The organism is Hyphomonas sp. CY54-11-8 (assembly GCF_000682735.1).
Lineage (GTDB): Bacteria > Pseudomonadota > Alphaproteobacteria > Caulobacterales > Hyphomonadaceae > Hyphomonas.
In genome coordinates this window covers 210,466-231,811 of the sequence record NZ_AWFD01000035.1, presented here as the reverse complement: position 1 = coordinate 231,811, position 21,346 = coordinate 210,466, and the positions used below count along the sequence as shown (strand labels likewise).

Below are 21,346 nucleotides of genomic sequence, written 5' to 3'. Positions count from 1 at the left end.
ATTTAGCACATTCACTTGGTTGTGCGCAGTTCCCGCACCCCGGCGACGCCGACATCTTGCGCGCAGATTCAATAAGTCGCCGGGAGTAAATTGCGATGCGCCGCCTCAATACACGTCTCAAATTCGGAATATGCCTTGCCTCGCTGATCGCGGCATCGATGACGACTGCCGCGCACGCGCAGGAGGGCTCGCCGCCAGAAGAGCAAGCGACCATGAAAGCGGTTGTCGTTGAAGGCCGCCGCGTCTCAACCGCCGACACGGCCATTGGTCAGGACGAGGCGACCAACACGGTGGCAGTCACTCGCGAAGAACTCCTGTCAGCACCCGGCGGCATCTCGGGCCTGAAAATGCTGGAGTCCCTGCCGGGCTTCAACGTTCAGACGGACGGCGCGCTCGGCCTCTACGAGTTCGGCAACTCGGTTACCGTGCGGGCCTTTAACCTGCAGCAGATCGGCTTCGTGCTGGACGGCGTGCCGATGGGTCGCTCCGATGCCTTCGGCGGCAGCCCGATATTCCGTTATGTGGACAACGAAAACCTTGGCGCCGTGGTCGCATCCCCCGGTGCAGGCGATGTCTCTCTGCCAAGCTATGCGTCGCTTGGCCCACTCGTCTCTTACAATACGGTTGATACATCCGACACGCCCGGCGGCATGATCTCCTACACGATCGGTGATGATGACCTCGAACGTAGCTTCATCAAGCTGGAATCCGGAAACTGGAACGGCCTCTCAGCCTATGTCAGCCGCTCCAAGACTGACAGCAGCCTATGGCGCGGCCCCGGCACGATCGACCGCGAGCACATCGAAGGCAAGATCAAGTACGAGTTCGACGAAGATACGTTCGTGAAATTCGGATACGTCCATAACGACTTCTTCGACTATGACTCCCCGTCCGGGCCAGAATCCACGTTCGAAAACAACTATTTCTACGGCTACCAGCCGACGCTTCCGGAAAGCTGCATCAATCCGATGCCCGGCGTTTATGACTATAACGGCGATAATGTCATCGACGATGCGGACTTCACTCCGCTGAACACGGGTTCGAGCTGTACCAGCTACTACGAAGACCGCATTAACGTGCGCGATGACACGCTCTACTCCCTCAACTTCCAGACGGACCTCACCCCGGGCGTCATGCTGACGGCGACGGCCTATCAGGAAGAGAAAGACGGCTTTGGGGTCTCGCCGGACAGCTACTCCAACTCGCTGAACATCTATAACCGCCAGGTCGCAGCCGGCCTTGATGTCGTTCACCCGCGAGGTGTTCAATATGGCCTTTCGGAAGTCGGCGGCACGCGGACCGGCCTGGTGGCTGGTGTCGAATGGGAAGTCGGCAACCACACGATCGAGTTTGGCGGCTGGTACGAAGACGAAGACTACGACCGGACCCAGCAGCGCCTGAACAAGACCAATGGTTCAGCGGATGGCGATGTGATCTGGGACGAGGTGGCTTATTATCGCCGTGACTACACCTCGACCCGCAAGACGACGCAGTTCTACCTCAAAGACACGATCAGCCTGATGGATGACCGGCTCAATGTCGAAGTCGGCGTGAAAAGTCTCAATATCGACTACTCTCTCGACGGCTATCGGGATTATAACGACTATGAAGTGTTCGGCCCTCAGAAAGTCGGTGCCGAATACAGCGACAACTTCCTGCCGATGGTCGGGGCGGTCTATGACCTGAATGATACCGACCAGGTCTTTGCATCCTACTCGCAGAACTTTGCCTTGCCGCGCGGTGCAGACGACATCTTCTCCATCGCGACCACGGATCCCACGACGGATCCGCTCCCGGCGCCGGAAGGTGAGGAGTCGACCAACTACGAAGTCGGCATCCGTACCAATCGGTCCCAATTCTACGGGTCGGCAGCCCTGTTCTACACCACATTCGATAACCGCCTGGTGGCTGGCAGCGTGATCAACCCGGCGACTGAACAACCGGAAGCCTTTTACACCAGCGCCGGTGAGACTGAGGCCTATGGCTTCGAACTCTCCGGAGTGTACAAACCCGACTTCCTCGGCGGGAAGGTCTACTTCGATGGAAACCTGACCTACAACCACGCAGAGCTGAAAGACGATACGGATACCAATCTCGACGGAACGATCGACTATTTTGCTGGCACCGGCCTGCCTGACAGCCCGGAATGGCTCTTCACGGGCGGTGTGACGTATGAACCGACCGATTGGCTGGTCGCCAATATCTCCGGCAAATACACAGGGGAGCGGAACGCACAGTTCAACGACGGCTATGATATGGACAGCTTCACTGTCCTCAGCGGCTATCTCGATCTCGGTGGCCCGAACGACTTTGGCGTGCCTGAGAATGTCAGCCTGCGGTTCAACGTCGATAACCTGCTAGATGAGGAAGTCCCGACCGCGTTCGTCTTTGCCGGCTCAGCCTTCTTCCGCCCGCTGAACCCGCGCACATTCCAGGCGACCCTGACGGTCCGGTTCTGATCATGATCAACAGCAATCCTTTTTCCAATCTGAAACCGAGTGATTACAATGTTAGCTGATGCACTCCCGCTAATCCTGTCGATGCTGGTTGCCGGTGCTTTTGCCGGCCTTCTGGCGGGGCTGTTCGGAATCGGTGGCGGCTTTGTCGTCGTGCCGGCTCTCGCAGCCGTCTTCACCCTCCTCTCGACAACGGGACAGCCGATGTCTGAGGACAAGATCATGCACGTCGCCATCGGCACGTCGCTGGCCACGATCATCTTCACCTCGCTCCGGTCCGTGCAGGCACACGCAAAGCGAGGGGCTGTGGATTTCAATATCCTCAAGCAATGGGCGCCGTGGGTTGTCCTGGGCGTCGTGCTGGGCCTCAGCGTCGCACGCTTCCTGGACGGCAAATCCCTGAAGATCATCTTCGGCGTCGGCGTGTTCATCATGGCCTGGCACTTCCTTTTCCCGATCCTGTCCAAGCGCACCGTGTCGGATGAGATGCCGAAGGGCGTTGCCCGCGGCGGCCTTGGCAGCTTCCTCGGCGGCTTCTGCACCCTGCTGGGCATTGGGGGCGGCACACCGGCCATCCTGATCATGACCCTGTCTGGCCAGCCAGTGCACCGGGCCATCGCAACGGCGGCCGGCTTCGGCACAATCATCGCCGTGCCCGGCACGATCGGCTCGATCATCAGCGGCCTGGGTGAAACCGGCCTGCCATTCGGCTCAATCGGCTACGTGAACGTTGTCGCAATGCTGGCGATCATCTCGATGAGCATGATCACTGCGCCGATCGGTGCGGCACTTGCCCACAGCCTGGATTCCGCAAAGCTGAAAAAGGCACTGGGCGTCTACCTGCTCTGCACGTCGAGCCTGATGCTGTGGACCGCTTTCCACAAGGCGCCGGCAAAGAATCCTCTGACAACAGCTTCCGCGGTTCAGGTGACGACCGAGCTGCCGCATATGGGTGGACGCTAACACAGCAAGCTTCGAACACCGAAAGTGTCCGAAGCTACTGCCCGGCATTCTTGCCTGACGTAACGCAAGCCGCGCCATTCAGGCGCGGCTTTCTTTTTGGCCTGAAGGAACCTGTTCATGCGCTACTACGAAGACCTCGTGATCGGCACAGTCACGAAATCCGAACGGACTTATGACGTGACCCGCGAGGAAGTGATCGAGTTTGCCGGAAAGTACGATCCCCAACCCTTCCACCTGGATGACGAGGCAGCGGCGAAGACCCATTTCGGCCGCCTGTCCGCATCTGGCTGGCACACAGCGGCGATGGCCATGCGAATGATGGTTGAAGGATGGAGCACACAGGAACCGACAGCATCGCTGGGCTCACCCGGTGTTGACGAGCTGCGCTGGCGAAAGCCGGTCTATCCCGGAGATACGCTGCGCGTTGAATCAAAACTGATCGGTAAGCGCCGGATGAAAAGCCGCCCCGAAATGGGCCTGATGAAGACTGAACAGACCATCTACAATCAGAATGGCGACATCGTCATGAGCATGGTGTCGAACGGCCTGATACAGGTGCGAAACCCCGACAGCGACGCCGAATAGGACTTCCTATTCGGCAGGTACCATCGCTGGCTTTTCGTCCGATCGCACGGCCCGGCGAATGACATCGAAATAATCCTTCGAGATACACTCAAATCCATCATAATAGCCGCGTGACGCCAGCATCTGATGCAGCCGCTTCAATCGATAAGGCGGTATCGAAGCGAACATGTGATGCTCCAAATGGTAGTTCACGTCGTTCGGCGCGATCAGCACACGCTGCCAGAACGGAGCGGTCGTCGTCCCGGTGTTCAGCCGCGGATCAAGCTGGGTGCGATCCTTCGCTGTGCCGTGTTCGCCAATCTGACGAAGGCGAACGATCGCCGGATAAACGAACAGTTCCGCTGCCCACCACATCAGATAGGCCCATGGCGCCCCTGCCAATGTCAGCGTTCCCAACAACAACACGTGGAAAGTCAGCCACGGCCAGTTGCGCGACAATCTGAAGCTCCTGATCTTCCGCATCGTATCGCGAAACCCGGTGCGCCCTGTGAAATCCCGTACGAATTTCCGTCGCAAGCTTTCCTTTGAAACCGGGTAGTTCTTCACGAACACAATATCCGGATCATCCGGCGTGCCGGCGTACTTGTGGTGCTTGAGGTGATAGGCCCGGTAAGCTGGCAGAGAGATATTCATCGGTGCGCCGACCAGGTAGTGGCCGACAAACTCATCCACTTTCCGGTTCTTGAAGAACGCGTGATGGGCACAATCATGATTGATGATCCCGAGCCCCAACTGACGCCCGCCAAGAATGACAATCCCTGCCAGAATGGTCAGTGGATTGGGCCAGACAATCGCCACGGCAAAAGCCGCAGCGATCAGCCCCCAGTTCCAGCTCAACGTGACGAACGCCCTGAGGTTCGACTTCTTGCGTAAATCACGCAGCTCGTCTTTCGTCAGGACATCGGATAATTTGAGCTGGTTCGTCACGTCGGTTCTCTCCCATTGAACTCTTTCATCATTTATTACATACTTTATCATTATTGGTCAATCCGTGTATTATTTTAAGCCTCTCGATCCGAAGGACGTATCACCCCGCGCGCTTGTCCTGTCGCTGATGAGCAGCGCCTTTTCGGCGCCGCAATCGATCGGCCGGCTCATCGATGCCGCCGCCCTGTTCGATATAGAGCCAGCGACTCTCAGGGTCGCGGTCACCCGGCTTCTCAAAGAAGGCTTGCTGGAAAGTCCGGGCCGCGGCGTCTACCAGCCGGGCCCAAACTCGAGAGCACTGACACGGCGCGTCCAGGGCTGGAAAGATGTGTCCAGCCGCATTGTGCCATGGAAGGGGGACTGGCTCGTTGCAATGACAGGCCATCTTGGCCGGACCGATCGAAAACAGTTGCGCGCCCGTGAAAGAGCGCTTGGCCTGTCAGGCTATAAGGAAACAAAGTCAAGCTACTGGGTTCGACCTGCCAATCTGGCCCGCGAACTGGATGATCACCGCGCAGACCTCATCGGCATTGGAGCCGACGATGCCATCTCAATCCTTCGGGTCACTGAACGCGCGCTTCCGAACAGCGAGCGCTGGGAAACGCTCTGGCGCACGGAAGATCTCGCCCGGACCTATAAAGCGGCGACAGAAGCCATGACTGCCAGCCTTGAACGCTTGCCAAACCTGCCAAAGGATATTGCGGCGCGAGAGTCGCTCCTCATCGGTCAGGCGGTTATCCGCACCATCAACTTTGATCCAATGCTGCCGCCGGAGCTGAGCGATCAGGACGCCTTCCTTCGAATGGTCGACACAATGGTGCGCTACAACGAAACCGGCCGCAAATGCTGGCAAGCATATTATGCTTCCATGGAATCCAGCTGATCCACCTGCTGCCTCATTGAAATCGGCATCTTGAACACGGCGGCAATCCCTCCCACGATTGGTTGCTGAGATTCATCCCCGGACATCATGCCAGACACTTCCGCCCCACCGCCCTTTTCCATTCCGCTCTACAGGCGGATCTGGGTGGCGAATGTAGCGTCCCAATTCGGCAGTCTGATTCAGAGCGTCGGCGCGGCCTGGCTGATGGTGGAACTCGGGGGGACCAAGACGCAAATCGCCCTCGTGCAGGCGTCCGTCACCTTGCCCATCATGATCCTGGCGCTTCTCTCCGGCGCGATTGCAGACAATTATCCGCGGCGTCTTGTGATGCTCGCCTGCCAGAGCTGGATGTTCATTCTTTCGGTTGCGCTCTGTGTTTTCGCCTGGTTCGGGCACCTGACACCATGGGCCTTGCTCGGATTCACTTTTCTGATCGGGTGCGGCACTGCTATGAATGCGCCCTCCTGGCAGGCAACCGTCGGCGATATTGTGCCACGCGGCACAATTGCCGGTGCCGTCGCGATGAACTCCATGGGCTTCAATATGGCCCGGACGGCAGGTCCGGCACTTGGTGGCGCAATCGTAGCGGCCTTTGGGTCGGCCGCCGCATTCACGGTCAACGCCTTCAGTTATCTCGGGATCATCTGGGTCCTGTTCCGCTGGCGCCCGGAGAAACCGCCCCAGCCAAGTCTGCGCGAGGATCTGGGAGCTGCGATGACGGCCGGCGTCCGTTACGTCGTCCTGTCCCCGCCCATCCGCCGGGTCCTCTTCCGGGCGACGCTGTTTGGCTTTGCCGCGGCGAGCGTGCCGTCGCTCCTGCCGCTCGTGGCAAGTCACCTGGTGGGCGGCAGCGCTGTGACCTTCGGTATCCTGTCGGGCTCCTTCGGGGTCGGGGCCGTCATGGGCGCTCTATCAAACCGGCCAGTGCGGGCACGCCTCACGAATGAGGCGACGATCCGCCTGACGGTGTCGGCCATGATCGCAGGTGCCGTCGTGATCGCGCTCAGCCCCTGGCTCCTGCTCACCGTATTGGGACTGATCGTGTTTGGCTGGGGCTGGTTGCTCGCAATGGCAACCATGAACGTGACCGTACAGATGTCCGCACCACGCTGGGTGGTCGGACGCGCCCTGTCGCTCTACCAGATGTGCGTCTTCGGCACGATGGCTGCGGGAAGCTGGATGAGCGGCAGGCTCGCGGAGCTGCACGGAATTGCAGAAGCGATCCTGATGATGGCAGCCATTCAGGCTGTCGGCCTTGTTGTAGGCTTTTTCATGCGCCTGCCGGAAGTGCAGGACCTGAACCTCGAACTTGTCGGCCGCTGGAAGGTTCCGGACGTGGAAGTGCCGGTCGAACCGCGCGCAGGGCCGGTCCACATCGCTGTACACTATCGCATCCGTGAGGAAGACGTGCCGCGGTTCCTGGCGGCCATGAATGAAAGCCGCCGCGTACGCCTCCGGGATGGCGCCCGCAATTGGGCCCTGGTTCGGGATCTAAGCGATCCGGAGGTCTGGATCGAAAAGTACCGGTTCGGACGCTGGATGGACTATGTCCTTCATAATGAACGGCGCACGCATGCCGACAGGGAAAATCTGATCATCCTGCACACGCTTCATCAGGGCAGTTGGCCACCGCCCATTGTCCGAATGCTCGAGCGTCAGGTGACGGGCGTGACGGTTGACCCGGACTTGTCCACAGAGACAACAAACGATCCGACACGTAGCGACTAGAGCCCAAGTCAGGCCGGGTGCGGTTCCTGGATGCTTTCAAGATAGGTAATCAGCGCATCAATCTCATAAGGGCTGAGCACAAACATCGGCATGTCGGGGTGACCGACAACGATCCCTTCGGCGAGTGCTTCTTCGAGATTTCGCACCGGGTAGTTTTCGGACAATTGCCGGAAGGGTTTGGCATCTTGATGAGGGCTGTTACCGGTCGCCCCGATCGCGTGACAGGTGGAGCAGCGTGTTTCCGCGATCAGTTTGCCAACCTTGATCTTGCTGTCATAGGCAAACTGTTCTCCGTCCTCTTCTGGCTGAGGTGCAACAGCGACACTTTCTTCAGCATCATTTGCCGGCGTGGAATTACATGCCGTCAAAATGGCAAAGCCTGCAAAAAGGCCTGAAGCGAGGAGTCCGGAGCGCCGCAAATACATGTGAGTCCCTTTCATTCAGTCGAGGTACTTTAGTCCTGCTTCGGGTGAACGCCTAGCATCACATCATTACACCCTTGAAAGGCCAAGACGATCAGCAAGTGTCCGATGTACACCAGGCACCTTCATATACGGGCGTAAGAATGTCTTCTCCCCGGCTGCCTTGCCGATACACCGTGCATCCTTTGAGCCCGAGATCGTAGGCAGTTCGATATACTTTCTCAAACGCCTCAAAAGGCATCGCCGCGTTGGCATTGATGGTCTTGGATATCGCGTTGTCGACGAAATCCTGCGCTGTAGCCTGCATCGCCAGATGGGCATCTGGTGACAACTCGCCCGCAGTAACAAATGCAGGCGGCAGACCGTCTTCGCCCGTTTCCCGCCAGAGCCGGCAGGCAAAATCTTCTACAACTGTCGCATCAAACCCACCATCGTCCCGGCGCATGCGCCGACTGACCGATGACGCAAACACCGGCTCGATCCCGGCGGAAATATTGCCTGCCAGCAAACTGATTGATCCGGTCGGTGCGATCGCAAGCAAATGGCTGTTGCGGATCCCATTTTTCTGAATTCTGTTCCTTATGAAGTCGGGAAGGCGCCTGGTGAAAGGGCGATCCAGAAACTCCCCCTCTTTATACAGAGGGAAACTGCCCTTTTCTTCTGCAAGCCCTACAGACGCTTCATAAGCAGCATTGCGCATGGTTCCGAGGACACGCGCGGTGAACTCCCGCCCATCATTGCTATCATAGGCAAGCCCCAGCATAATCAATGCGTCCGCCAGCCCGGTGATGCCAAGCCCGACACGGCGCCCTTGATGAGCCTGCTGCGCCTGCTCCTCCAGAGGATAGTGCGAAACATCGAGCACGTTGTCCAGAAAGCGTACACCCAAGCGGGTGGTCTCCGCGGCGCCGCCAAAATCAAAATCTGCTTCCGGCGCAAAAGGCCGGTGAATGAAGCGCGTCAGATTTACCGAGCCCAGATCGCATGCGCCATGAGGCGGTAAAGGCACTTCCCCACAGGGATTGCAGGCATGAATCGTCTCCACATAATCGAGATTGTTTTCCCGGTTGATGCGATCGATGAACAATATCCCCGGCTCACCCGTCTCAAAAGCCGCACAGAGTATTTTTTCCCACAACGCCCTTGCCTTCAAAGTGCGGACGACCTTTCCTTCAAACAAAAGTGGCCACTCCGCATCTGCATCGATCGCACGAATGAAATTGTCGCTGACAAGCACAGACACATTGAAGCGAGATAGTGCACCGGCTTCTTTCTTTGCTTCGACAAAAGCCTCGATATCAGGGTGGTCACAGCGCAGCACAGCCATCATGGCCCCCCGGCGGGCGCGATCTGCCGTCATGGTCTCACACATCGCATCCCAGAGCTGCATGAAGGAAACCGGACCACTCGCAATGTTCCCGGTACGAACTGCAGCCGCCCCGGCCGGCCGGATCGGTGAAAAGTCGAGACCTATTCCGCCACCGGCCTGCAGCGTGATCGCACTTTCCCGCAGCGCCGAAAACAAACCATCGATGGAATCGTCCAACTCCCCCATGACGAAGCAATTCAGCAAGGTGGCGTTTCGACCCGTCCCTGCATTGGCGAGGATTCGCCCTCCCGGCAGGAACCGGTAGTCCGACAGCAGTGCCATAAACCGACCGGCCCAGTAATTCTGGTCACGAGGTTCAGCCGAAGCGACTGCGGTTGCAACGCGGCTCCAGGTATTTTCAATAGATGCTTCGTCGCGGAACCTGTACTTTTTCAGCCAGATTTCCCTTGAAATCGGCGCAAGCGGATTGGGAGGCGGCAATGAATCCATTCCTGCCAACCTCCCTTACGGCTTCAGGACAACTCGTCCGGCGGCGAATACCCCATCGCCTCCAGCGCATTCTCAATGTAGTCACTGCCCATCTGCAACTCTTCCAGATAGTCTGTTACATCAAAAGGCTCAGCCTCGCGGGCCGCACGGCGAGCCGATGCCCAGTCCCGGGCCTCATAGTCACCCCGCCCAACCCAAATGAGCGCAAGCAGGTCATGCTTGGCATCGACATTGAGTCCACGGATCAGCCCCTCAAGCTCATCATCGAGCAGGTTCGCATGAGGCTTCTCTGCCTCATCAGCGATAGCATCGACATCCGTGATCGGATCATCTCCGATATCACTATCGACCACATCGTCTTCTTCCATCGGCATGATGCCCTCGCCCTGATAGGACTGGACAAGCACCGCGATCCGGTATGCGACCTCCGGATCGATTGTCAGATCAAAGGCTCGATCGCCCTGCGCAACTTTTTTCATTCGAGCCCCCTCAGTGCGACAAGAGCAGAGGCACTTTAGCCTCGCGCAAAAGGGTGCGGGTCACGCCCGGCAGGAACGCCTGCTGCAGACGAGAGTGACGATATCCGCCCATTACGATCAAGTCCGCATCGAAGGAGGTCGCGACATCCATCAGCGCTTCAGCCGTGGATCGTCCAATGCTGTCCTCATTGCGGACTTCAACATCTCCGACATGCCGGGCAAGGTGTGCGCCGACATCCCAGGCTGGGCCAGCCCCGTGGCTGGTGTCGCCTGGCTTCGCATCAACTGTCGCAATGCAGACTTTGGCGTCGTCTTGCATAAGCAGCAGGCTGTCATGCATGGCCCGGGTTGCTTCCCGACTTGCATCCCATGCGATCATCGCCCGCTCACCGACTGTTGCGCGTGACCAATTCTCCGGCACGATCAGCACTGGGCGCCCACCGCCCAGCAACACGCCTTCCAGCATATCAGCATGAGGCTGTTCGTCGGATTTTCCCGGTGCGCGCACAATCACAATATCGGCGTGACGGGCATTCATTGCGGAGAGAGCTTCGACGCGGTTCGGAAACGCCTCGAAATGGCGCATTTCCACTGGTGGGTCCTGAGCGTTCAGACCTTCTTCGAATTTGGCCCAGGCACCGGACATCGTATCCCGCGTTTGCTGGAGTATTGACGCGTAGACCTCACCGGCTGATCCGTCTCCATAACCAAGGATCATCGGCGGCAATACTGTGAAAGCTGCGCAACTCAGATGCGCGTTGTGAGCCGAGGCGAGTGCCTGTGCGAAATCAAATGCGGCCTTGTCACCGTCAGGTGAGGCCATGCAGACGCTGATATCCTTGATATTCACTTGAAATCTCCATTTCTGGTAAATTCGGTATTCAGGCACACCATAGCGCAAAATCGTTCTGTTCAATACGCGTCCCTACGTAGCACAACCTTCTGCAATTGCTGGTTATAATAGAGGTGTCAGGGTAGAAATTCATTATGACCTCTTCCTCCTCCCACCAGCAAACGTCCGCCGATCCGGAAATTTTGCTTGAAGGTAAAGGACTGGAACGTACGTTCCTGACCGGTGAGGTGGCCGTTCGCGCATTGCGCGGGGTCGATATTTCCCTGACGCGCGGCGAACTGGTTGTCCTGCTCGGCCATTCAGGCAGCGGGAAATCCACCCTTCTGAATATCCTCGGCGGTCTGGACAGAGCCACAGCTGGCACACTCAGGTTTGAAGACAAGGACCTGTCCCATGCAACCGACGCAGAACTGACCCGGTACCGCCGCCGGTCTGTGGGATTTGTGTTCCAGTTCTACAATCTTGTTGCGGGCCTCACCGCCCGGGAAAATGTCGCGCTGGTCACCGAGATCGCCAATCACCCGATGCAACCGGATGAAGCGCTCGAGCTTGTTGGACTAGGCGACCGGGTAAAGCACTTTCCGGCGCAACTTTCCGGTGGCGAACAGCAACGTGTGGCGGTCGCACGGGCAATCGCCAAACGCCCGCAGATTCTGTTTTGCGACGAACCGACCGGTGCACTGGATAGCCAGACCGGCATCCGGGTTCTTGAGGCTCTAGACCGGGTCAACCGGGAATTGTCCACAACCATGCTGATCATTACCCACAATGTTGGCATCGGGGAGATCGCCGACAGGGTTCTGCGTATGCAGGATGGAGAAATCATCGAAGAGACCCGACCAAACCGCCGCCTGAAGCCTTCGGAGATCTCCTGGTGAAGGGCATGTCACCTCTCAATATCAAGCTGCTGCGCGATATATGGCACATGCGCGGACAGGCCATCGCGGTGGGTATTATCGTGGCCTGTGGCGTGGCGATCATGGTGATGGCGCTCGGCACACTCAGCACGCTCAGCGCCAGCCGCGATGCCTATTATGAACGCTACCGCTTCGCCGATGTGTTCGCATCAGTTCGCCGTGCCCCCGAAAGCGCTGCTGCACGCCTCCGCGAAATTGACGGTGTGCAGACGGTCGAAACGCGCATCGTTCGGCTTGTTATTCTTCGTATCGAAAATGTCGATGAGCCGGCGAATGCGCAGATCGTCTCCATTCCTGACGATAGCGACAGCATTTTGAACAAGATTGTGCTTTTCCACGGCCGCTATCCGGAGGCTCGCTCGCCGGATGAGATCATCATCTCCAATGCATTTGCCGAAGCAAACGAGCTCCAGCCTGGGGATGCGATTGAAGCGGTCATGAACGGACGCCTGCGCACTCTCACCATCGTCGGAATCGGCGATAGTCCAGAGTTCATTTATGCGCTTGGACCCGGCACCCTGCTGCCTGACGATCGCCTGTTCGGTATTTTCTGGATGCGCCGGCGGGCGCTGGAGGCCGCATTCGATCTTGATGGCGCGTTCAACAATGTCAGCCTGACGGTGGCGCCGGGCACCGACACAGCGACCGTGATTGATCAGGTGGATGACGTCCTCGCCCCATATGGCGGAACGGGAGCGTTCGACCGCCCGGACCAATTGTCGAATGCGTTCGTCGACTCCGAAATGAACCAGCTGAAAACCATGGCGCAAATCATTCCTGCCGTCTTCCTGGTCGTCTCCGCAGTCCTGATACACTCCATCCTCAATCGGTTGATCCAGACGGAACGCCAGCAGATCGGCCTGATCAAAGCGTTCGGTTATTCAAGAAGTGAAATTACATGGCATTACCTGAAATTTGCCATCGCCATCACGACCGGCGGCGTTCTGGCAGGATTTGCGCTGGGTTTTGTCCTTCAGAATCTGATCACAAATTTGTACGCCGAAACATTCCGTATTCCGGACCTTACCTGGCGTGTGGATGCATTTGCGCTTGTCGCCGGCTCGGTTGCAGCACTTGGATCGGCCATTGTCGGTTCCATGAGCGCAGCGCTTGGCGCAGCTAAGCTGTCTCCAGCCGAAGCTATGCAACCCGCACCACCCATAAATTACCAGCAAAGCTGGCTGCGCTATGTTTTGCAAATGCGCTGGCTGGATGAGCCGACCCGCCTGATCCTGCGCCACATCTTCAGATTCCCGGCCAGAACGGCAGCAAACCTGTTCGGGATCGCGGCGGCGGTGACCCTTCTGGTCGGGACACTCTTCAGCTTCGATGCAATCGACGACATGATTGACCAGATGTTCTTTCGCACGAACGCGCACGACGCGGCCGTCACCTTTTTCGAGGCGCGAAACGAATCTGCAGTTTCCGAGCTGTCGCGAATTCCCGGAGTTATGGCCGCAGAGGGCGTTCGTGATGTGCCGGCACGGCTGGTGTCTGGCTACCGCTCCGAGCGGGTCAGCATCACCGGTCTGGCCGCTGATGCACAATTGAGGCGCGTCCTGTCTTCAGACGGACGGTATGTCGACATGCCTTCCACCGGAATTGTCCTGTCTTCTCAATTGGCAGGTATGCTGGATGTAACCACTGGAGACACAATAACGGCCCATATCCTGGACGCGACGCGCCCTGTGGTCGATCTTCCTGTCACAGCAATCATAGATGAGTCCGTTGGAACCCCGGCCTTCATGGATATCGCCACAATGAATGCTCTATTGGATCAACCACCAACAGTGTCCGGCGCTTACCTGAAGCTGGATCCCCAGCGGCAAAATGAATTTGAAGACAGCGTCATCGAACGCCCGGGCATCGCCGGGGTCTCGCTTCGAGCGGCTGCCATAGCATCATTTGAAGAGACGCTTCAGGAAACGATTTACATCATGATGGGAATTTATGCCGTAATCGGTGGAGCGATCGCGGCGGGTGTTGTCTATAATGCCGCGCGCATCAGCCTTACCGAGCGGGGTCGGGAGTTGGCCAGCTTGCGGGTTCTCGGCTTCACCAACAATGAGGTGGGCTACATTCTGCTTGGAGAGCTGGCAATTGTGGCGTTGATCGGAATCCCCTTGGGATGCATCGGCGGGATCGCTCTCGCTCACCTAATAGCAACGGCCATGGCGACTGAACTCTACAGGATACCGGTGACCGTGAACCCATCCACACTCGGCATTACGGCTTTGATTGTCCTGGTGTCGTCTACCATCGCTGCACTGTTCGTTGTCCGCAGGGTCCGATCGTTGGATCTTATCGCTGTACTAAAGACGAGGGAATGAAGATGCCATCAGTCCGCATGCGTATCTGGTTCGGTCTGGCTGCATTGGCTGCCTTGGGTTTCGCCTGGGCATTTTCACCGCGTGCCATAGAAGTAGATGCCGCCTACGTCACACGGGACGACATGACTGTCACCGTCTCGGATGATGGTATGACGAGGGTACGCGATGTATTTATTCTTTCCGCGCCCCTCGACGGGACAATGTCCCGTGTGGAAGTTGAGCCGGGCGATTATGTAGAGGCAGGCGAAACTGTTGTCTCCACGATCCGGCCATTGCTTCCACCCTTGCTACCCGCTCGCACAACCGCCCAGCTCAAATCCAACGTGTCATCGGCAGAAGCAGCGCTGACTGCCGCACGCGCAGACGCAGAACGCCTTCGCGCGGAACACAATCGCCTGAAGCGGGACCTTGACCGTGCAAAGCGGCTATTGGAGTCTGCCACCGTTTCGCAACAGGCCGTCGACAATGCTGAAGCCGCTGAACGAGAGGGTTACCTTGCTCTTCGTTCAAGCGAAGCCGTGATCGGCGTTCGCCGTCAGGAACTAGCCGCAGCACGCGCAGCCCTGATGCCCAGCGAAACCCAGAACGGCAGCGACACAGTCGCAGTCATCGCTCCCCTGTCGGGACAGATCCTTGCCGTTGATCGCGAAAGCGAAGGCCCCATTGCTCAGGGCACCCCCATTGTCGAGATCGGGGATCTGAATTCCCTTGAATGCGTTGCCGACTTTCTTTCGGAAGAGGCCGTTCGTGTGAAACCGGGAGACCCGGTTATGTTTACCGACTGGGGAGGCCCGCCCCTGCCCGGCCGGGTGCGCCGTGTCGAACCAGCCGGCTTCACCAAGGTCTCCGCGCTTGGGATCGAAGAGCAGCGCGTCAACATTGTCATGGACCTGAATGATCCCGCTGCGCGGCAGAATCTAGGTCATGGCTACCGGTTCGTGGCAAACATAGCGGTTTGGGAAGGCGGCAACCGTTTGGTTGTCCCGATGTCGGCCTTGTTCCGTGACGCGGATGGCTGGGCGGTTTTTGTAGTCGCCAACGGCCGGGCGGAATGGCGAAGCGTCTCGGTCGGTCATACCAACCGGACATATGCAGAGATTCTTGACGGTCTGGAAGAAGGAACTCGTGTGGTTGTTCACCCACCAAGACAACTGGAGCGCGGCGCGAAAGTGAAAATTCGCACAGCCCCCAAAAGTAAACACCCCATAGACAATGCAATTGCCGCAACGGGCTGAAAGCCCTTCCGGAAAGTTACGCATCGCCTTCTCCAAGTGTGTGCAGTATTCTTCTGAATAGAAAGACTAAAAGGGAGAGGAAAATGCACCTCAGAAATGGAGATTGGGTCGTCGTCTGCGATGCAGGCAAATATGTTGTTTATGAAAACCAGGGTGATACGGACCGGCTGGATCTACGCATCATCAGTTTTGACGATCACATAAATCCGCCTACGCACGAACAGGGAACGGACAAGCCGGGGCGTATGCCCGGACCGGGTCGTCAGAGCTCTTCTGTCGGGAATACCGACTGGCACGAACAAGAGGAAAAACGCTTCATCGGAGCGCTGGCAACGCAGATGGATGGATGGGCAACGGCCGAGCCTGCACGACGTTTCGTGCTTGTGGCAGATCCACGGTCCATGGGAACGCTCCGCCAGAAGCTGAATGAACATACGCTGAGCCGGATTGAGCAATCAGTGACCGGCGATCATGCTCATCGCCCGGTTGCGGACATTGAGGCGTTGATCAATAAAACCTGACGGTCTCAGGCCCAACCAAGCGAGATCGCAGTGGTGATGGCCAGGATGCCGGAAGAAATCGTCAGCGCTCCGGTCAACAGGACCATATTGCGATACCGCTGAGCGCCTGCGCCAAGCGCGAGTACAACTTTGAAAGCTGTATTGACCAGGACCGCGATGACAATCGCGCGCGCCGCGACCTGGTCAGACAGTTCACCTGCACTCAGCCGCCCCATGGAGATAGTCACGGCATCAGCATCAAAGGCGCCGGCAATTGTGGCAACTCCGAACACGCCCCCCTCGCCCCAAGCGGCCTGAGCAAGGCGCGAGAGAACCAATGCCAATGTCAGCACCGCTGCAAATACGATCGCCGATTTCAAGTCGAGAGGATTAGGCAGGGCCAATTTTGCTTCGGTCTTCGACGGCTGGCGCCAAAGCAACAGTCCGGCAACCAGCAGAGTGGCTGCAAACATAGCCCCCAGTGGAAGCCACAGCATCGGCAACAGAGCAGGCCGGATTGCCGCGACGATCAAACCCGTTCGTATGACCATAACGGACCATGCCATTGCCACCCCGCCTGCATAGGCTGACGCCCTGCCACCTGCTTTGGACAATTGAGACAAGGAAAGCGTTGCCGCCGTCGACGAGGCAAGCCCGCCCGCAAGTGCAAGCAACCCGACCCCCGCGCGCTCCCCCAGCGCCTTCACTGCGACATAGCCAATGAAGCCAAGCCCGCTGATCAGGACAACCATCCACCAGATGTGGCGAGGATTGATCACCTCATATGGCCCCAGCCCGACATCCGGCATCGCTGGCAGAACCACGATCGAGATCAGCAGCAATCGCAAAAAAGCGCTCATTTCGCGCGCATCGATCCGATCCAACAGCTGGTGCATCGGCTCGCGGAGCCACAGAATGAACGCCGTCACGACGGCGCCCCCGCCTGCCAGTAGCGGCGAGATTTTCACCGAAACTGCCCCCAGACTGAAAGTGATGAGGGCCGCAATCATGGTCGTGGCACTTACGTTTCGGGTCTCGTCGATGTGGGCTTCAAATCCCTGACGCAACAATAGCGCAAGGCCGATGACACCCGCAGAAAGAATGAAACCATTTCCAGTATCAAGCGCGGCTGCCAATCCGCCGATCAGGCCAATCAGACCAAAAGTCCGGAACCCCGCGACACGGCTTCCTGTCGGATCGCCGCGTTCTTTCCAGCCGCGCTCCAGCCCGATTATCAAGCCTATAGCCAGCGCGGCGAACAGGGTCGCAGCAAGTGTCAGGACACTCTGTGGCGGTTCCAAATGCCTCCTCCCAGCTCACAAGCAGACTAGTGTAGCGCCAACAGGAGCCAAAGGGCCATCCGTATTCTCCACCAGCACTGGCGACGAATGAACAGCTTGTGAAACCGGTGCAGGTGCCTTTTGATGTCTGGATATCCGAAACACGGAAGAGCCCAGAAATGACCGACAAGATCACCTTCCTAGGCGGCGCCGGAACAGTCACCGGCTCCAAATATCTGATCGAGACGCAAGGCCGGCGTATCCTGGTCGACTGCGGGCTGTTCCAGGGCTTCAAGCAGTTGCGCAATCGCAACTGGAAGCCACTCCCGATCTCGCCATCTGAACTCGACGCTGTGGTTTTGACTCATGCGCACATTGATCATTCGGGATATCTGCCGCTTCTGGTACGCAACGGATTTCGAGGGCATATCCATGCCACCACTCCGACGCGTGACCTTTGCAACATTCTGCTGCCGGATAGCGGCTACCTACAGGAACACGAAGCAGACCTTGCAAACCGTGAAGGATTTTCGCGCCATCATCCGGCGCTGCCCCTCTACACCCAGGCCGACGCCGAGGCCTCACTCAAACACTTCCGCACGCACGGCTTTGGCGACACCGTCCCGCTGGGGGAAGGTATCGGTGCGACATTTGTAGAAGCGGGTCATATTCTCGGGGCAGCGTCGATCCTGCTTGATACAGGCGAGAACAAGATCGCATTTTCCGGTGACCTTGGCCGGTATGATAATCCGATCATGCACGATCCTACCCCGATCACAGAAGCGGACTATGTACTTGTCGAGTCGACCTATGGGGACACTGTACACCCGGACACGGACCCGGAGGACATTCTCGAAGCCATCATCAACCGCACTTTCCAACGTGGCGGGACAGTGATCATTCCATCTTTCGCCGTTGGCCGGTCGCAATCGCTGATGTTCCATATCAGCCGGCTCCGCGCAGCTGGGCGCATTCCTGAGATGCCCGTCTATCTGGACAGCCCAATGGCGATCAATGTCAGCGAACTATTTGTTCGACACGCTGCAGCCCACAAGCTTACCCAGGATGAGGCGCGTGCGGCCTGTGATGTCGCGACATATACTCGGCAGAGCGAAGATTCTCGCAAACTGGATACAGACCTGGTTCCAAAGATCATCATTTCGGCATCCGGCATGGCAACTGGCGGGCGGGTCCTCCACCATTTGAAAGTGTACGCTCCCGACGCGCGGAACACGATCCTCTTTGCCGGCTTCCAGGCAGGCGGCACACGCGGTGCAGCAATGTTGGGCGGTGTACGCAAGATCAAAATTCATGGTGGCTATTACGAGGTAAACGCAGAGGTTCAGAACCTTCACATGCTATCAGCGCATGCCGATGCTGACGAATTGATGCGCTGGCTCGGAAACTTCAGCATTCCTCCCAAAGAAACATTTGTGGTGCATGGAGAGGCAGCTGCATCCGACACGCTGCGCCACAGGATCAGCGAAGAACTGGACTGGTCCTGCAAGGTGCCCGAGCAAGGCGAGACTGTGCGGCTGAAATGAAGGACGATACCGTCAACCTGATGCGCGCACGACGCCTTGGCGTGCTGACGCAGCATGAAATGATCGCCCTCGTGCATGCAGACTGTCCCGTCTGCCGCTCTGAAGGCATGAGCGCCCACAGTCAGGTTACCCTGACCCATGGCGACAAGTCAGTGGTTGCAACGCTTTACCAGGTGACAGAGGACTGGTTCCCGATCGGATCTGTTGGCCTGACGGATCAGGCATGGGAACGCCTTGATCTTGAAGATGGCGCATTGGTGCGCGTTACGCATGCACCGCCCCTCGCCTCCTTGTCTTATGTGCGCGAACGAATTTTTCACGATGGCCTGACGGATGCTCAGATCCGCTCAGTCGTGAGTGATATTGTCAGAGGGGCGTATTCAGACATCCATCTTACAGCCTTCGTCACGGCAACAGCAGCGAAGCCGCTTGCCACCCGGGAAGTGATTTCTCTGACTCGCGCCATGATCGATACAGGAGACCAGATCGACTGGGGTGTGACACCCGTGGCCGACAAGCATTGTGTCGGCGGCCTGCCGGCAAACCGGACCACACCGATCGTGGTGTCCATTGTCGCTGCAAATGGCCTCCTCATTCCCAAGACGTCTTCCCGTGCGATCACCTCCCCGGCGGGCACCGCGGACACGATGGAAACACTGACGCGGGTAGACCTCGATCGAGACGAGTTGCGCCATGTGATAGAAAAAGAAGGCGGATGCTTCATCTGGGGTGATGCGGTCGATTTCTCACCAGCAGACACCGCGATCATTCGGGTCGAACGGGCATTGAACTTTGACTCCGCGGGCTCAATGGTAGCGTCGGTGCTGTCCAAAAAGATCGCGGCTGGCGCGACCCACGTCGTGATTGATATTCCGGTCGGCCCGACCGCAAAAATCCGCAATCGATTGCAGGCACGGGAACTTGCCGACCTCTTCCGAACAGTCGCTCTGACCTTTGGCCTGAAGCTGCGCATCGAAGTCACTGACGGGTCACAACCTATCGGGCGCGGGATCGGTCCAGCGCTTGAGGCTCGCGATGTCCGGGCAGTGCTGAAGCGATCTCCCGACGCCCCACAAGACCTCCGCGACAAATCCCTTGCTCTGGCGGGCGCCGTGCTGGAGCTCACAGGAAAGGTGCCTGAAGGCGACGGCATTGCACACGCCATCGAGACTTTGGACTCAGGGAAAGCCTGGGACAAGTTTCTTGCCATTTGCAAAGCGCAAGGCGGCGTATTTGACCCGCCCGTTGCCAAATTCCAGCGCCCTGTAAACGCGACACGCAATGGCCGTGTCGCCTCAATTGACAATCAGCGTCTTGCCCGTGTCGCCAAGCTTGCCGGCGCTCCAGACGACAAGGCGGCCGGACTCGATCTCCATGTGAAGATCGGTGACACCGTTTGCCAAGGCACCCCTCTGTATACGCTGCACACTGAAACAATCGGTGAGCTCTCCTATGTGCTTAACTATGTGAAATCCAACCCTGACATCATTGAGCTGACCAGATGACACGTTTCCTCCTTTATTTCCTCCCGGGCACGGGCCACATGGCTGCGCCCCTTGCCCATGAACTCGGCGCCGATATTGGTGAGATCGAATTTCACAAATTTCCGGATGGTGAAAGCTATCTCCGCTTTCTGACACCGCCGGACGGGCGCCATATTGCCCTGGTTGATTGTCTCGACCGTCCTGACCCAAAGCTTGTGCCACTTCTCTTCGCGGCAATGACGGCACAAGACCTTGGCGCCCGCTCCGTTGGCCTGATCGCCCCTTACATGCCCTACTTCCGCCAGGACGTCGCATTTAACCGCGGGGAGTCCATCAGTGCCCGGCATATTGGGTCACTACTCTCCGCCCATCTGTCCTGGGTGGTAACGCTCGACCCGCACCTGCACAGGCTGGCCAGCCTGGATGATGTATTCACTATTCCTGGCGAGCTCACTCACGCGACAGAACCGATGGCCAACTGGATAAAGGCTCATATCGAGAAACCGATCATTTATGGTCCTGACGAAGAAAGCGAACAATGGGTCCGAACGATCGCAGAAGCTTGCGATGCGCCATATGACGTATTCCGAAAGACACGCTTGGGCGACCGGAATGTGCAAATCGAGGTACCCGCTGGCATCGACTCCGGAGGCCATACGCCTGTCATCGTGGATGATATCATATCATCCGGCACGACGCTGGCCACGCTCATTCGCGCCCTTTGCGAAAGTGGGCAGCCGCGCCCGATATGCTGCGCTGTCCACGGAATTTTTGCAGAAGACGCCTATGAGCAACTGATCGCCGCCGGAGCTGCGCGTATTGTTACCACCAACGCCCTTCCCCACAAGACAAATGCGATCGACGTGACGAGAGTTCTTGCTGACGCTGCCCGCCACATCGCCTTGCCGCAGGATTGACGCCAAACCGAAGCGGTAGGACAC

General features: G+C 57.9%; 18 protein-coding genes. 12 read left to right on the top strand and 6 right to left on the bottom strand.

The window, feature by feature from the left end; all coding sequences use genetic code 11:
• Positions 1-95 precede the first annotated feature (95 nt).
• From HY17_RS16040 to HY17_RS16030, 3 genes are all read left to right on the top strand, one after another.
• A complete protein-coding gene (locus HY17_RS16040; RefSeq protein ID WP_034768409.1) occupies positions 96-2,459 on the top strand; it encodes a TonB-dependent receptor in 2,364 nt (787 codons plus the stop codon).
• Positions 2,460-2,507: 48 nt separating this feature from the next.
• Positions 2,508-3,419, top strand: a complete 912-nt coding sequence (locus tag HY17_RS16035; RefSeq protein ID WP_081813198.1) for a sulfite exporter TauE/SafE family protein — start codon at positions 2,508-2,510, stop codon at positions 3,417-3,419.
• 117 nt (positions 3,420-3,536) lie between these two features.
• On the top strand, positions 3,537-4,004 hold the full coding sequence (locus HY17_RS16030; RefSeq protein ID WP_034768408.1) for a MaoC family dehydratase: 468 nt from the start codon (positions 3,537-3,539) through the stop codon (positions 4,002-4,004).
• 6 nt (positions 4,005-4,010) lie between these two features.
• Here the strand turns inward: HY17_RS16030 and HY17_RS16025 are convergent, their stop codons facing one another.
• Entirely contained in the window at positions 4,011-4,931 is a 921-nt protein-coding gene (locus HY17_RS16025) for a fatty acid desaturase family protein (protein ID WP_034768407.1), read from the bottom strand.
• 64 nt (positions 4,932-4,995) lie between these two features.
• On the opposite strand from HY17_RS16025, the gene HY17_RS16020 reads away from it, so the two are divergent.
• Both HY17_RS16020 and HY17_RS16015 read left to right on the top strand, forming a co-directional pair.
• Positions 4,996-5,814 carry a hypothetical protein gene (locus HY17_RS16020; RefSeq protein WP_034768399.1) on the top strand — a complete coding sequence of 273 codons (819 nt, stop codon included), beginning with the start codon at positions 4,996-4,998 and terminating at the stop codon, positions 5,812-5,814.
• Positions 5,815-5,901: 87 nt separating this feature from the next.
• Positions 5,902-7,542 (top strand): MFS transporter, encoded by a 1,641-nt coding sequence (locus tag HY17_RS16015; protein ID WP_034768397.1) that lies wholly within the window; start codon positions 5,902-5,904, stop codon positions 7,540-7,542.
• Between the two features lie 8 nt (positions 7,543-7,550).
• On the opposite strand, the gene HY17_RS16010 is transcribed toward HY17_RS16015, so the two are convergent.
• The 4 genes from HY17_RS16010 to HY17_RS19675 form a co-directional block, all read right to left on the bottom strand.
• Entirely contained in the window at positions 7,551-7,967 is a 417-nt protein-coding gene (locus HY17_RS16010) for a cytochrome c (protein ID WP_051600209.1), read from the bottom strand.
• Positions 7,968-8,058: 91 nt separating this feature from the next.
• Positions 8,059-9,783 carry an adenosylcobalamin-dependent ribonucleoside-diphosphate reductase gene (locus tag HY17_RS16005; RefSeq protein WP_051600208.1) on the bottom strand — a complete coding sequence of 575 codons (1,725 nt, stop codon included), beginning with the start codon at positions 9,781-9,783 and terminating at the stop codon, positions 8,059-8,061.
• Positions 9,784-9,806: 23 nt separating this feature from the next.
• Positions 9,807-10,262, bottom strand: a complete 456-nt coding sequence (locus tag HY17_RS19680; protein WP_051600207.1) for a DUF3775 domain-containing protein — start codon at positions 10,260-10,262, stop codon at positions 9,807-9,809.
• 10 nt (positions 10,263-10,272) lie between these two features.
• Positions 10,273-11,112, bottom strand: coding sequence for a universal stress protein (locus tag HY17_RS19675; RefSeq protein WP_051600206.1), 840 nt, complete (start codon positions 11,110-11,112; stop codon positions 10,273-10,275).
• 137 nt (positions 11,113-11,249) lie between these two features.
• On the opposite strand from HY17_RS19675, the gene HY17_RS15990 reads away from it, so the two are divergent.
• From HY17_RS15990 to HY17_RS15975, 4 genes are all read left to right on the top strand, one after another.
• The gene (locus HY17_RS15990; RefSeq protein ID WP_051600205.1) at positions 11,250-11,993 is read left to right on the top strand and encodes an ABC transporter ATP-binding protein; all 744 of its coding nucleotides are present in this window, start codon (positions 11,250-11,252) and stop codon (positions 11,991-11,993) included.
• A gap of 5 nt (positions 11,994-11,998) precedes the next feature.
• A complete protein-coding gene (locus HY17_RS15985) occupies positions 11,999-14,362 on the top strand; it encodes an ABC transporter permease (protein WP_034768511.1) in 2,364 nt (787 codons plus the stop codon).
• Between the two features lie 2 nt (positions 14,363-14,364).
• Positions 14,365-15,597 carry an efflux RND transporter periplasmic adaptor subunit gene (locus tag HY17_RS15980; protein WP_197020294.1) on the top strand — a complete coding sequence of 411 codons (1,233 nt, stop codon included), beginning with the start codon at positions 14,365-14,367 and terminating at the stop codon, positions 15,595-15,597.
• Between the two features lie 83 nt (positions 15,598-15,680).
• Entirely contained in the window at positions 15,681-16,118 is a 438-nt protein-coding gene (locus tag HY17_RS15975) for a host attachment protein (RefSeq protein WP_051600202.1), read from the top strand.
• 5 nt (positions 16,119-16,123) lie between these two features.
• Here HY17_RS15975 and HY17_RS15970 read toward each other — a convergent pair whose 3' ends face one another.
• Entirely contained in the window at positions 16,124-17,398 is a 1,275-nt protein-coding gene (locus tag HY17_RS15970; protein WP_051600201.1) for an MgtC/SapB family protein, read from the bottom strand.
• Positions 17,399-17,556: 158 nt separating this feature from the next.
• Here HY17_RS15970 and HY17_RS15965 point away from each other — a divergent pair, with 158 nt between their 5' ends.
• The 3 genes from HY17_RS15965 to HY17_RS15955 are packed head-to-tail and all read left to right on the top strand — an operon-like array spanning position 17,557 to position 21,322.
• Positions 17,557-18,921, top strand: coding sequence for an MBL fold metallo-hydrolase RNA specificity domain-containing protein (locus HY17_RS15965; protein ID WP_034768387.1), 1,365 nt, complete (start codon positions 17,557-17,559; stop codon positions 18,919-18,921).
• Positions 18,918-20,426 (top strand): thymidine phosphorylase family protein, encoded by a 1,509-nt coding sequence (locus tag HY17_RS15960; protein WP_034768385.1) that lies wholly within the window; start codon positions 18,918-18,920, stop codon positions 20,424-20,426. Before HY17_RS15965 ends, HY17_RS15960 begins: the two co-directional genes overlap by 4 nt.
• Positions 20,423-21,322 carry a ribose-phosphate diphosphokinase gene (locus HY17_RS15955; RefSeq protein WP_034768383.1) on the top strand — a complete coding sequence of 300 codons (900 nt, stop codon included), beginning with the start codon at positions 20,423-20,425 and terminating at the stop codon, positions 21,320-21,322. The genes HY17_RS15960 and HY17_RS15955 overlap by 4 nt, the downstream gene beginning before the upstream one ends.
• Positions 21,323-21,346: the final 24 nt, after the last annotated feature.